The 12,699-nt window shown below is 50.3% G+C and carries 15 protein-coding genes; 8 read left to right on the forward strand and 7 right to left on the reverse strand.

Annotation, left to right across the window (positions count from 1 at the left end):
- Positions 1-14: 14 nt before the first annotated feature.
- On the reverse strand, positions 15-278 hold the full coding sequence (grxC, locus tag XMD579_RS07755; RefSeq protein WP_173481863.1) for a glutaredoxin 3: 264 nt from the start codon (positions 276-278) through the stop codon (positions 15-17).
- On the reverse strand, positions 275-691 hold the full coding sequence (locus XMD579_RS07760; RefSeq protein WP_173481864.1) for a rhodanese-like domain-containing protein: 417 nt from the start codon (positions 689-691) through the stop codon (positions 275-277). Before XMD579_RS07760 ends, grxC begins: the two co-directional genes overlap by 4 nt.
- A gap of 167 nt (positions 692-858) precedes the next feature.
- On the opposite strand from XMD579_RS07760, the gene gpmI reads away from it, so the two are divergent.
- Genes gpmI through XMD579_RS07780 form a run of 4 tightly spaced genes read left to right on the forward strand, consistent with a single transcriptional unit; the run spans position 859 to position 5,620 of the window.
- Positions 859-2,409 carry a 2,3-bisphosphoglycerate-independent phosphoglycerate mutase gene (gpmI, locus tag XMD579_RS07765; protein ID WP_173506166.1) on the forward strand — a complete coding sequence of 517 codons (1,551 nt, stop codon included), beginning with the start codon at positions 859-861 and terminating at the stop codon, positions 2,407-2,409.
- Between the two features lie 3 nt (positions 2,410-2,412).
- The gene (locus tag XMD579_RS07770; RefSeq protein ID WP_173482631.1) at positions 2,413-3,543 is read left to right on the forward strand and encodes a peptidoglycan DD-metalloendopeptidase family protein; all 1,131 of its coding nucleotides are present in this window, start codon (positions 2,413-2,415) and stop codon (positions 3,541-3,543) included.
- A 24-nt stretch (positions 3,544-3,567) separates the two neighbouring features.
- A complete protein-coding gene (locus XMD579_RS07775) occupies positions 3,568-4,842 on the forward strand; it encodes a S41 family peptidase (RefSeq protein ID WP_173484173.1) in 1,275 nt (424 codons plus the stop codon).
- Positions 4,843-4,852: 10 nt separating this feature from the next.
- Positions 4,853-5,620: a 3',5'-cyclic-nucleotide phosphodiesterase gene (locus XMD579_RS07780; protein WP_173506167.1), complete on the forward strand. Its 768-nt coding sequence runs from the start codon at positions 4,853-4,855 to the stop codon at positions 5,618-5,620.
- Here the strand turns inward: XMD579_RS07780 and XMD579_RS07785 are convergent.
- Genes XMD579_RS07785 through coaBC form a run of 5 tightly spaced genes read right to left on the reverse strand, consistent with a single transcriptional unit; the run spans position 5,617 to position 9,996 of the window.
- Complete coding sequence (locus XMD579_RS07785) at positions 5,617-6,801, reverse strand: MFS transporter (RefSeq protein ID WP_173506168.1); 1,185 nt, start codon at positions 6,799-6,801, stop codon at positions 5,617-5,619. The two genes, XMD579_RS07780 and XMD579_RS07785, sit on opposite strands and share 4 nt — an antisense overlap.
- A complete protein-coding gene (gene slmA, locus XMD579_RS07790) occupies positions 6,801-7,400 on the reverse strand; it encodes a nucleoid occlusion factor SlmA (protein WP_173506169.1) in 600 nt (199 codons plus the stop codon). Before slmA ends, XMD579_RS07785 begins: the two co-directional genes overlap by 1 nt.
- The gene (argB, locus tag XMD579_RS07795; protein WP_173481871.1) at positions 7,397-8,311 is read right to left on the reverse strand and encodes an acetylglutamate kinase; all 915 of its coding nucleotides are present in this window, start codon (positions 8,309-8,311) and stop codon (positions 7,397-7,399) included. The genes slmA and argB overlap by 4 nt, the downstream gene beginning before the upstream one ends.
- Before the next feature lie 31 nt (positions 8,312-8,342).
- On the reverse strand, positions 8,343-8,798 hold the full coding sequence (dut, locus tag XMD579_RS07800) for a dUTP diphosphatase (RefSeq protein WP_173481872.1): 456 nt from the start codon (positions 8,796-8,798) through the stop codon (positions 8,343-8,345).
- Position 8,799: 1 nt separating this feature from the next.
- The gene (gene coaBC, locus XMD579_RS07805; protein ID WP_173506170.1) at positions 8,800-9,996 is read right to left on the reverse strand and encodes a bifunctional phosphopantothenoylcysteine decarboxylase/phosphopantothenate--cysteine ligase CoaBC; all 1,197 of its coding nucleotides are present in this window, start codon (positions 9,994-9,996) and stop codon (positions 8,800-8,802) included.
- A 99-nt stretch (positions 9,997-10,095) separates the two neighbouring features.
- On the opposite strand from coaBC, the gene radC reads away from it, so the two are divergent.
- From radC to rpmG, 4 genes are all read left to right on the forward strand, one after another.
- Entirely contained in the window at positions 10,096-10,770 is a 675-nt protein-coding gene (gene radC, locus XMD579_RS07810; RefSeq protein ID WP_173481874.1) for a DNA repair protein RadC, read from the forward strand.
- Between the two features lie 371 nt (positions 10,771-11,141).
- Entirely contained in the window at positions 11,142-11,576 is a 435-nt protein-coding gene (locus XMD579_RS07815; protein WP_173481875.1) for a transposase, read from the forward strand.
- A gap of 657 nt (positions 11,577-12,233) precedes the next feature.
- Positions 12,234-12,470: a 50S ribosomal protein L28 gene (gene rpmB / locus XMD579_RS07820; protein ID WP_173481876.1), complete on the forward strand. Its 237-nt coding sequence runs from the start codon at positions 12,234-12,236 to the stop codon at positions 12,468-12,470.
- A gap of 17 nt (positions 12,471-12,487) precedes the next feature.
- Complete coding sequence (gene rpmG, locus XMD579_RS07825) at positions 12,488-12,655, forward strand: 50S ribosomal protein L33 (RefSeq protein ID WP_027854336.1); 168 nt, start codon at positions 12,488-12,490, stop codon at positions 12,653-12,655.
- Positions 12,656-12,699: the final 44 nt, after the last annotated feature.

Below are 12,699 nucleotides of genomic sequence, written 5' to 3' on the forward strand. Positions count from 1 at the left end.
TTTAATCGTTCTAATTATTCGCCGGCGTTGTTTGCCAGCAGTCCGTCCAGTTCACCATTGCGCTCAAGTGCGAACAGATCGTCGCATCCGCCAACGTGGTGCTCGCCGATAAAGATTTGAGGAACGGTACGTCGACCACTGCGTTCCATCATTTCAGCGCGTTTTGTTGGATCCTGATCTACGCTGATCTCGTTAAATGAAACACCTTTGTGATCAAGTAACATCTTTGCACGAGTGCAAAAACCGCATAGAGCTGAGCTGTAAATTTCTACTGTCATTTTGTTACCACTGGCATGCTTTGGTGGCGCCACTCAGAGATGCCTCCGGTAAGACGCATCGCCTGTGTGAATCCAGCCGATTTCATTTTGCGACACGCGGTGCCCGCTGTCTGACCCATGTTACACACTACAATGATCGGCTTCTCTTTGTACTGATCCAACTCAGTCATGCGGCGATCGAAATCAGCCAGTGGAATGTTGATCGAGTTAGTCAGGTGGCCAGTGCTGAAATCTTTGTGCGCTCGGATATCAAGAACAACAGCATCTTCTTTATTGATTAGGCGCGTTGCTTCAGCCGCCGTCACTGATTTACCGCCTTTCATACGCTCAGTAAAGATCAGCATGGCTAGGGTAAATGCCCAAGCAACAACCATCATGGTGTGATTGCCGATAAATTCGATTACGTTTTCCATTTCAGACCTGTGTATGCAATAAAAATTAATGCGCGAAAGTATACATTGCAGAGCCTCAAGGGATAAGGGGGCTGACTGAAAAATCACCAATGTTTAATGGTTTTAACGGGCCTCAACGGTTAAAATCTCTATCAATCTAAAGTCTTATAACCGGAATATTCATAACTATGAGTGATATGCGCACCCCAAGAGCGCTTCTTATCCTAGATGGGTACGGAGTCGAAGCCACTGAATCATCAGCTGTAGCCGCTGCTAATACGCCTGTTTGGGATGGTCTATTGGCCAATAATCCAAACTCACGTATTCAAACATCGGGCATGGCCGTGGGCCTTCCAGATGGTCAGATGGGCAACTCCGAAGTAGGGCACATGAATATCGGTGCAGGCCGAACGGTTTACCAAAACCTGACACGTATTTCCAAAGCGATTGCCGATGGTGACTTCTTCGAGAACAGCGCGCTGGTTAACGCGATGGATGCCGCGATTGCAAAGGGTAATGCGGTGCATATTACTGGCTTGTTATCCCCTGGCGGTGTTCACAGCCACGAAGATCATATTGTTGCGTTGGCTAAAATGGCCGTTCAACGCGGTGCGAAGCAGGTTTACCTACACGCTATTTTGGATGGTCGTGATATGCCGCCTCGCTCTGCAGAGCCGTCTATTGCTCTCGCTGAGAAGGCGTTTGCAGATCTGGGCGTAGGCGCCATCGCTACCGTTGTCGGTCGTTACTACGCAATGGATCGTGATAACCGTTGGGATCGTGTGCAGACGGCATACGATGCCATGACAATGGGTAAAGGTGTTCAAACGGCTGCGTCCGCTCAAGAGGCGCTCTCTGCTGCTTACGCTCGTGATGAGAACGATGAGTTTGTCGCGGCCACCGTGATTACTGACGCATCGGGTGCGCCAGTGGGTACGATCAATGATGGTGATACTCTAATCTGTGCTAATTTCCGCCCGGACCGTGCTCGTGAAATTACGCGTGCCTTTGTTCTGGATGATTCATTCGATGGTTTTGAACGCGCTAAACGCCCAGCACTTGCTGACTTTGTCATGCTGACCGAATATGCAGCGGATATCCCGGCCTCTTGTGCCTACCCTCCTCAAAAGATCAGTAATGATTTGGGTGAGTACCTTTCGGGTATGGGTAAAACTCAGTTGCGTATCTCTGAAACCGAGAAGTATGCACACGTCACCTTCTTCTTTAACGGTGGTCAGGAAGAGGTCTACCCAGGTGAAGAGCGCATCTTGGTGCCCTCTCCCGATGTGGCTACTTACGATTTGAAACCTGAAATGAGCTTACCAGAGGTGAGTGAGAAACTCTGTGAGGCTATACGAAGCCGTCAATACGATCTGATTGTCTGCAACTTCGCCAATGGTGATATGGTCGGTCATACCGGTAAATTTGATGCAGCGGTTAAAGCCTGTGAAGCGGTCGACGAAGCGCTTGCTAAGGTGCTGGCGGCGATGGCAGAAGTGGACGGTGAGACACTGATCACAGCCGATCACGGTAACGTTGAGTTGATGGTTGATCCAAACTCAGGACAGCCTCATACATCCCACACCAACTGGCCAGTCGCTTTGATCTACGATGGTCCTCGTAAAGCGTCGCTAACCCTAGCGGATGGCGCGCTATGTGATCTGGCACCGACGCTGCTGGATCTAATGGATATTGATAAGCCGTCTGAAATGACCGGCTCTAGCCTGGCGTCACGCTAATCCGTGTTGCGCCACTGGCTCCTTCTAGGTCTCTTCTGTTGCTCCCCAGCATTAGCGGGAACGGCTGAAGAGACTGAGCAGAAAATCAAACAGCTGACTGCACAGATGCAGTCACTGCAAAAAAGTGTCGCTAAAAAACAGGGCGACCAGCAAGCGCTCCAGAAAAAACTTCGTGAAGATGAGCGTAAAATTGCTGAAATTTCCTCTAAAAAGCGCGAAGTGTCCCTATCTATCAATAAACTAACTGGTCGAGCGAATACGCTAACCAGTGATCAGACTCGTCTAAAACAGGCGGTCGAAAAAGAGCGCGCATTGTTAATCTCTTTGCTGCAAGAGCAGTACCGTAAAGGTCGTCAGCCAAGACTGAAAATGATTTTGAGTGGTACAGAGCCACAGACGGTTGATCGCATGCTGCGCTACTACGATCACCTCAGCGATGTTTTAAAAACGCGAGTGACTAGCTACCAAAGGCTATTAAGTGACTTTGATCAGAATCGCGCAGACCTCAGTGCGACAGAGTCGCAACTAGTGTCTGAAAAGCAGGCGCTAGTTGAGCAGGAAAATCGCTTAAAACAAGCCTACCAGCAGCGCTTAAAAACCTTGGATGAAATCAAGCGAGACATTGGCAGCGAGAAAAATCAGTTGGTCAAACTTGAGCAAGATCGCAAACAGCTTGAGTCTCTCCTCGTTGAGATAGAGCAGTCGCTGAAAGATAACTTCGTCGATATCGATACGCCGCAGATTGCCAAACGCAAAGGGAAGTTAGATTGGCCGGTGTCGGGTAAGTTGGCTCTTAAATATGGCAGTAAAAAGAGCACGCTATCGACCGATGGTATCTTCATCAGTTCCGATCCAGGTAAGGCTGTTAGAGTGATCCATCCAGGTCGTGTTGTCTTTTCTGAATGGTTAAGAGGCTATGGGCTTTTGATCATAGTGGACCATGGGGATGACTACCTCAGCCTCTATGGTCACAATCAGAGTCTGTTGCGTAACACAGGTGATTGGGTGCAAGCGGGCGAGACCATATCACTCACCGGTAGCAGTGGTGGCTATGATCAGACTGGCCTCTACTTCTCATTACGTCATAATGGTAAGAGTTTTAACCCGGTTCCCTGGCTAAATAAAAAGAGATAATTCGAATCAGTGATAGGTGGTTTTATGTTGTTCCGTTCCGTTAGCTTTCTGCTCCTTTCAAGCCTCTTATCATTGAACGTCTTTGCCTACCCGATAGAACAGACCAGTGAAGAGTCCTCCGAGAATCAGTTGCCACTCGATGAGCTGCGCCGTTTTGCGGAGGTATTTAGCAGTATCAAAAAGAGTTACGTCGAACCGGTTACTGATCAGCAGTTATTAGAAGATGCCATTGCCGGCATGGTACGTGGCTTAGATCCGCACTCGGACTACTTGATTAAAGAGGCGTTCGATAACCTGCAAGAACACACGAACGGCGAGTTCGGTGGATTGGGCATCGAAGTCGGTATGAAGGATGGCTTTGTACATGTCATTACGCCGCTGGACGATACCCCTGCTCAAGAGGCCGGTATCAAAGCGGGTGACCTCATCACTAAATTGGGTGATACGCCGGTTCAAGGTATGTCTCTCAGTGACGCAGTGAAATTGATGCGCGGCAAAATTGGTGAGTCGATTCGCATCACCATCATGCGTGAAGGCGTCGATGCCCCCTTTGAAGTTGAGTTGGTTCGTGCAGCAATCAAGATTCGAAGCGTCAGAAGTCGCCTGTTAGAGCCTGGCTTTGGGTATGTGCGAATCAGTGAGTTTCAAGCTAATACAGGTCAGGATCTGTTAGATGCTCTGGCTAAGCTGCAAAAAGATGAGGCGCTTAAAGGGCTTGTCTTGGATCTGCGAAATAACCCTGGTGGCGTGCTTCAGGCGGCTGTTGCGGTGTCGGATGCATTCTTGGATGAAGGTCTGATTGTCTATACAGAGGGCCGCATTGCTCGATCTGAGTTGGAGTTTAATGCCACAGATGATGTGGCGATCGGTAATGTACCGTTAATCGTGCTGATTAATGGTGGGTCCGCATCGGCGTCAGAGATCGTCGCAGGGGCTCTGCAGGATCAAAAACGTGCCGTAATTATGGGAACCCAGAGTTTTGGTAAAGGCTCGGTACAAACGGTTGTTCCGCTGTCAGAAGATCGTGCTGTTAAAATTACGACGGCACGCTACTTTACACCCAATGGACGATCCATTCAGGCGCAGGGTATCAGTCCTGATGTGGTGGTCGAAGACCTACAGCTGGATCGCAAAGCCCCTAATCTAGATCAGGTACGCGAAGTGGATTTGGCAGGTCACCTTGAGAACGAGTCAGAAGAGACAGTTCAATCCTCAGTGCAGTCCGATTTAGCCGGTGATGACTTCCAGCTCTATCAAGCGCTGACTATGCTCAAAGCGTTGAACATCCTTAATCGATGATTGATCAGTGATGAAGGTTCGAAATTTAGGTTGTTCAGGAGGCTTGGCAGAGGGGCTGTTCACCACCAGCTTTCTATTGGATGAGCGCACACTCTTAGATGGGGGCACTGGGGTTGGTCTCCTTAGCTTAGCGCAGATGAACCAAATCGAAACGGTGCTGCTGACCCATGCCCACATGGATCACATAGCGGGCGTCGCCATGATGCTCGCTTCTCTTTCTGAGCATCGTCACAAGCCAATTATCTTAGCGGCACCTAAAGAGGTGTTAGAGGCGGTTAAGGCGCACATATTGAACTGGGTGATCTGGCCAGACTTTTCAAAAATACCCAACGAGCAGACCCCGGTTCTTGAATATCTTGAGCTAGAGCCCTTACAAAGATTGGAGTTAAACGGCTATCAGGTGATGCCGATTCCTCTGTCGCATACGGTGCCGAGTTTTGCCTACCGGATCAGCAAAGGAGAGGGTGCTTTCTGCTTTTTTGGTGATACCGGACCGACCGAGTTGGTGTGGCAAACCCTGAATCAGCAGCCGGTCTCAGATATCTTCATAGAGCTCTCCTACCGAAATGACTCTGCCGAACTGGCTGGAATCAGTAAGCACTACACATCGGTTACTTTGGCTGAGGATTTGGCCAAGTTAGACGAGCCCATCAAGGTGCATATCATGCACCTAAAACCGGGGGTGGAAGATCAAATCATTGCAGAGTTTTCAGAACGGTCTAAATCACTGCCTCATAGCTTCGATCTCTGCCACGAGATCGAAACCTTCAACATTTAACGCGTTTCATCGACCTTGCCGGTGCCACTGATGGGCCAACCGGCCACCGCTTGTGCAATGAGCAGCAAGACAAGCGTGAGCATCGGCAGTGTCCAAGCTTGTTGCCAGTCGTAAAGAGCGCCGATCAAACTCGGTGCGATGCTTGCGAGCAGATAACCGACCCCTTGGACCATGGCTGACAGAGCGGTTGCTTGGCGCATATCATGCGACTTCATCGCGATCAGAGCCAACGCAAGTGAGAGCGAAGCCCCACCATAGGTACCTAAACAAGCGACCCACAAGTAGCGACCTTCAATGGGCGCTAGCCATATTCCAAAAACGCCCACCAAGCCGATTAAGGTGATGATCGCGACAATGCTGCGTTGCGTTGGCAACTTAGCCGCTATCATCGGGGTTAGGAGTGCCGCCGGTATACCGATCATGGTGAAGATGGCGGTCATCAGCCCTGCTTCTGCATCACTTAACCCTGCATCCATAAAGATGCGTGGAAGCCAAGTCGCTAATACATAGAACTGAATAGACTGCAGTCCCATGAAAGAGGCCAAAGACCAAGCTCGTGGTAAACGCCAAACGCTGCTGCTGACACTGGTCGGTGCAGCCGGTTTAAACTTAACCCGTAACATCGGCAGCCAGACCAATAGAGCAATGATCGGCAAGATGGCCCAAACGATCATAGGCACATGCCAATCATTAAAGGCATCTCGCATCGGGATCGAGGAGTAGAAGCTAAACGCGGCCCCTGTGGTTAGCACCAGTGTATAGACACCGGTCAGTGAGCTCGCGTTCTCTGGGAAGAGTCCCTTAACCAATGATGGAATCAGTACATTCAAAATGGCGATGCCGGCCCCCAGTGCTAGCGTGCCAGAGACCATCATCCCGTAGTCGCCAAAGAGGCGTGCCGCTGCGCCTATGCCAAGAGTCAGCAGCGCCAGAGCCACCACTTTCATCGGTGCTAAACGGTTAGCAACCCAGGGCACGACCAGAGAGAATGAGGCAAAACAGAGCAGTGGCAGTGTCATCAAGAAGCCGAACGCGGCAGCTGAAATCCCAAGGTCAGTCCGAATATCTTCGACTAGTGGGCCGATAACGACTAGGCCGCCGCGAAGGTTGGCCGCGGCCAGCATCAAGGCAAAGATCGCCGCAAAAAAGCTGAGGCGATCTTTGAAGTAGTTGTTGCCCATCAGTTCGATGGGCTTCTGAAGAGACCGATCGACATGCGGGACCACTGTTCTGGCCAGAACTCAGTGGGGCGTTTCTTGAAGTCCGTTCTAACGTACTGGCGAATGCGACCTTCAGCCGTTGCCAAAATTAGGTTGGCGGTAGAGCCGGCTGGAAGTTGGGTGCGAATACCCTCTTTCAACTCGGCTTCGCGTAAGGTCTGTTTAATTTGCGTCTCGATACGCTCGAACAGTTGATTAATTTGACCGCGCAGACGCTCATTTTCGCCCGAAAGCGCATCACCACCGAGCAGTCGGCACATTCCTGGGTTGCGCTCTGAAAAGGCGAGTAGCAGGGTAATGATCTGCTCAACTTGACGAACGGCGCTGACATCGGATTGTGTGATGGTCTTAATGCGTGTGAATAGGGTCTGTTCGATAAATTCGATTAGCCCTTCAAACATGCGCGCTTTACTTGGGAAGTGGCGGTAGAGAGCCGCTTCTGATACCCCAACATCTTTTGCAAGGGCCGCCGTTGTAATACGTTGTCCTGGATTGACCTCCAGCATCTGGGCGAGTGCCTGGAGAATCTGGTCGCGTCGTGAAATTTTGGCCTCGCTCATGCTTCCACCTTCAACGATTTGTTAGAGATCAGAGTGCCGACACCTTCATCAGTGAAGATCTCCAGCATGCAGGAGTGCTCGACACGACCGTCGATGATGTGCGCTGAAGTCACGCCTGATTTTACCGCACTCAATGCACAGTCGATTTTAGGCAACATACCGCCGTAGATAGTACCGTCGGCAATTAGAGCATCGACCTGTTGGGTTGAGAGGCCTGTTAACACTTCGCCCTCTTTGTCCATCAAACCTGCAATGTTGGTCAGTAGGATCAGTTTCTCTGCCTGAAGAACCTCTGCAATTTTACCCGCGACTAGGTCCGCATTGATGTTGTATGAGGCACCGTCAGCACCTACGCCGATTGGGGCGATGACTGGAATGATGTCCGAATCCACCAGCATCTCTAGAACGCTGACGTTAACACGCTCAACTTCACCGACGTGACCGATATCGATGATCTCAGGTGCTTCCATCTCAGGCGTCTTGTGTTTCACTTTCAGCTTACGTGCACGAAGCAGGTCGCCATCTTTACCGGTCAGGCCGATCGCTTTACCGCCGGCGGAGTTGATGAGGCCGACAATCTCTTTGTTGACCATGCCGCCGAGAACCATCTCAACCACATCCATGGTTGCCGTATCGGTGACACGCATGCCATTAATGAAGTGAGATTCGATCTTCAATTTGTCGAGTAGATCACCAATCTGCGGGCCACCACCGTGCACAACAATGGGGTTCAGGCCAATCAGTTTCAGCATAACGATGTCGCGTGCAAAGCTGGCTTTTAGCTTCTCATCGGTCATGGCGTTGCCGCCGTATTTAACGACGATGGTTTTACCGACGAAGCGTTGAATATAGGGAAGCGCTTCAGAAAGGACGGTGGCGGTCGAGATCGCTTGTTGGCGTGTTAATGGCATGGTGAAAAAACCTCTAAATCAAATCTAAAAATTAGTGACGACCCGAAGAGCCAAAGCCGCCTTCGCCGCGATCCGTTTCAGTAAATTCTTCAACAAATTCAAAATCAGCTTGAACCACAGGAACCAAAACTAACTGTGCGATGCGCTCGCCTGGCTCAACTGTGAAAGTGGTTTGACCACGGTTCCAGCACGAGACAAATAGCTGGCCCTGGTAGTCAGAATCGATCAAGCCAACCAGGTTGCCAAGCACGATGCCATGCTTATGCCCCAGGCCAGAACGTGGAAGAATCATTGCGCAGAGGCTAGGGTCTTCAATAAAGATCGACATGCCGGTTGGAATCAGTTCGGTTTGGCCTGGCTCTAGAGTCAGCGGCGCTTCAACACAGGCACGAAGATCCAGACCCGCTGATCCAGTGGTGGCGTAAGTTGGCATGGGAATCGAGTCACCTAGGCGCTTATCTAGGATTTTTACTTGTAGCTTTTGCATATCAATCCATCAATTGTGAAATGTGTGAAATGAGTTGTTCGGCCAATTCGCTCTTACCGGCTTTGGGAAGAGGGAGTTCGCCGTTAGGTCCGACCAGAATGACTTCATTCTGATCAGCATTAAATCCAATATCGGCTTGCGAGACGTCGTTAGCAATCACCAGATCCAGCCCTTTGCGAACCAGTTTGCTGCGAGCGTACTCAACAAGATTTTCAGTCTCAGCAGCGAAACCGATCATTAGTGGGCGCTCAGGTTGCCCGGCAATGGTAGCGATGATGTCTGGATTCTTGGTTAATAGAATCTCCATCACCTCTTCGGCCCCTTTCTTGATCTTCTGCTCTGCGACCAGTTGCGGACGGTAATCGGCCACAGCGGCGGCGCCAATGAAGATGTCCGCCTGTTCTGACGCAACCAAAGCGGCTTCAAGCATCTGCTCTGCTGACTCGACATCAACTCGTCGAACCCCTTTAGGCGTTGGCAGTGATACAGGCCCTGCGATCAAGGTGACATTGGCACCCGCTTTAGCGGCTGCTGAAGCCAGTTCGAATCCCATTTTGCCTGAGCTGTGATTCGAGATGAAACGAACAGGGTCGATCGCTTCACGGGTAGGACCAGCGGTAATCACAACGCTCTTCTCATTGAGCGGACCGTTCGCAATTAGATTGGCGCAACTGGCTAGGATTTCAGTGGGATCAATCATGCGACCAGGCCCAGTGTCACCACAGGCCTGTTCACCCGAACCAGGTCCAAAGATATTGACGCCTTGAGATAGCAACGTCTCTAAGTTCTGCTGGGTGCGAGGGTCACGCCACATAGCCTGGTTCATGGCTGGCGCTAACGCGATAGGCGCGTCCGTCGCTAGACAGAGAGTGGTCAGCAAGTCGTTTGCCATGCCGCCTGCAAATCGAGCCATAAAGTCAGCCGTCGCTGGCGCTACGATGATGAGATCCGCCCAACGGGCCAGTTCAATATGCCCCATGCCCTGTTCAGCTTCCGGATCGAGCAGGGATTGATGCACAGGGTTGCCTGATAGCGCTTGCAGGGTCAGCGGGGTGATGAACTCGGCACCAGCGTCCGTTAGAACAACGCGTACCTCCGCGCCGACTCCTTTGAATAGACGCGTCAATTCAGCTGCTTTATACGCTGCAATACCGCCAGTGATACCGATCAAAATGTGGCGGTTAGTAAGTCTATGCATACCTCGAAAGCCTTATAAACAGTGACAATGTTTAAATTGAATTATCTTCTATACTGGGATCAGAGTATAGCGAAATATCGTTCATCACAGGGAGGTGATATGAAAATTTTGGATTGGCCAAGTTCAGAGAGGCCGCGTGAGAGGCTATTACAACAGGGCGCATCGGCGCTGAGTGATGCTGAACTCCTGGCCGTTTTTGTAGGGCAGGGGTTACCGGGCTGCAATGCCGTCGATCTTGGCCGTCAATGGTTGGATCAAGCGGGTAGCTTAAATGCACTGCTCAATAGAGAGTGTGAAAGCTTTATCGATTTGGCCGGCGCCGGCCTTGCTCGGTACGTTCTGCTTCAGGCAGCTCTGGAGCTGGGGAAACGCTACCTAGCCAGTGAAATAGCACAACGTTCGGTGATCGAGAGTCCGGAATCGGTTAAGGCCTATCTTAGCCATGAGCTGGCCGGCGCCAGCCGAGAGCACTTCGGCTGTCTGTTTCTGGATGCACAGCATCGAGTGATTAAATGGCAGGTGCTCTTTTCTGGTACGTTAAATGCGGCTGCGGTCTACCCCAGAGTTATTGTTGAAGCGGCGCTGTCGCTCAACGCCTCAGCCATTATCCTCGCCCATAACCATCCCTCAGGCGTCTGCGAGCCCTCGATGGCCGATCAAACCATTACCCAAAGAATCTCAGAAGCGCTAGCTCTGATCGACATCAAAGTGCTCGATCATCTGATCATAGCGGGCAGCCAATCGATGAGCTTTGCAGAGCGGGGGCTGCTATAGGGCACGGTTTGCCTACGGCAATTCGTTCCTACAGGGTGGGGGTTGCGATGATGCGTCGCGGTTTGCCTGTGGCAATTTGTTCCTACGGGGTGTGGGATGTGATGATGTGTCACGGTTTACCTGCGGCAATTCGTTCCTACAGGGTGGGGGTTGCGATGATGTGTCGCGGTTTGCTTGTGGCAATTTGTTCCTACGGGGTGGGGGTTGCGATGATGTGTCGCGGTTTGCCTGCGGCAATTCGTTCCTACAGGGTGGCGTTGTAGGAGCGAATTTGAGCGAAGCGAAAAACCGCGAAAATAAAAAACCGCGCATAAAATCGCAAAACACAAACAAATACCGCAAACATAAATTACATAACTCAAGGATGAGTCATGATTAAAAAACCAGGTTACAGTTCGTTAAGAAAAGGCCGTGTTTCGATTCCAGGGCAGATTTATCATCTAACCACGGTGACGCTGGGGCGCCAGTGCTTTTTTGAAGATTTTCATGTGGCTCGATCTCTAGTTAAATGCCTGCACAGTCAACAGATTGAGAGTCTGGCCTATGTCATAATGCCCGATCATTTCCATTGGCTAATTCAACTCAATGAACACTCAGGTTCAATTTCACATGTGATGAGAAAAGTTAAGCTGAGTTTGGTTAAAGGTCAGGGTATCAGCTGGGAAAAAGGCTTTTATGATCGAGCGATTAGGCGATCGGATGATATTGAGAGTATTGCTAGATACATTGTGATGAACCCAGTAAGAGCGGGTTTGGTAACAACAGTCAGAGAATATCCGCATTGGGATGCCATATGGCTTGATTAGACGTGTCACGGTTTGCCTACGGCAATTTGTTTCTTCGGGGTGTGGGTTACGATGATGTGTCACGGTTTGCCTGCGGCAATTCGTTCCTACAGGGTGGAGGTTTCGATTGGGTGTCACGGTTTACCTGCGGCAATTCGTTCCTACGGGGTGTGGGTTACGATGATGTGTCACGGTTTACCTGCGGTAATACGTTCCTACGGGGTGTGGGTTACGATCATTTGTCACGGTTTGCCTGTGGCAATTCGTTCCTACGGGGTGTGGGTTACGATGATTTGTCACGGTTTACCTGCGGTAATTCGTTCTTGCGGGGTGGGGGTTGCGATCATGTGTCACGGTTTACCTGCGGTAATTCGTTCTTACGGGGTGGCGTTGTAGGAGCGAATTTGAGCGAAGCGAAAAACCGCGAAATCTAAAAACCGCGAACAAAACCGCAAAACCACGATCTCACATCACTCCTAAGATTGAACAAAAAACAGACAAAAAGGTGGCGTTTGGGGTGGTTCTTCTGTAATATCACGCGCCTCTGTCTCATTGGTACGGGATTTCTGTCTCGTTTTCGGACGCTCCGCCTGAGATTGCCAAGGTTTTCGTTATGAAAGTGGCATTCAATAAATATCTGACAGAGTAAAAGAAAACACTATTAACTGAGGTTTTAAAATGTCTCGAGTATGTATGGTTACTGGCAAATCCCCAGTAACAGGAAACAACGTTTCCCACTCACAACGTAAAACACGTCGTCGCTTCCTACCAAACCTGCACTGGCACCGTTTTTGGGTAGAGAGCGAAAACAAATTCGTTCGTCTACGCGTATCTTCTAAAGGTATGCGCATCATCGACAAGAAAGGCATCGACGCTGTTCTTGTTGACGTTCGTAAAAATGGCAACAAAGTCTAAGCATAAGGAGCTAAGTCATGGCTAAAGGCGCACGCGAAAAGATCCGACTAGTCTCTTCTGCAGGTACTGGTCACTTCTACACTACAGATAAGAACAAGCGTAACACTCCGGACAAATTCGAATTCAAGAAATACGATCCGGTTGTTCGTAAGCACGTTATCTACAAGGAAGCTAAGATCAAGTAATTGATACAGCATCCCAAAGATACCCGCATTCGGTTACACTGATG

Origin of the sequence: Marinobacterium sp. xm-d-579, assembly GCF_013282935.1 — a bacterium.
Classification (GTDB): domain Bacteria; phylum Pseudomonadota; class Gammaproteobacteria; order Pseudomonadales; family Balneatricaceae; genus Marinobacterium_E.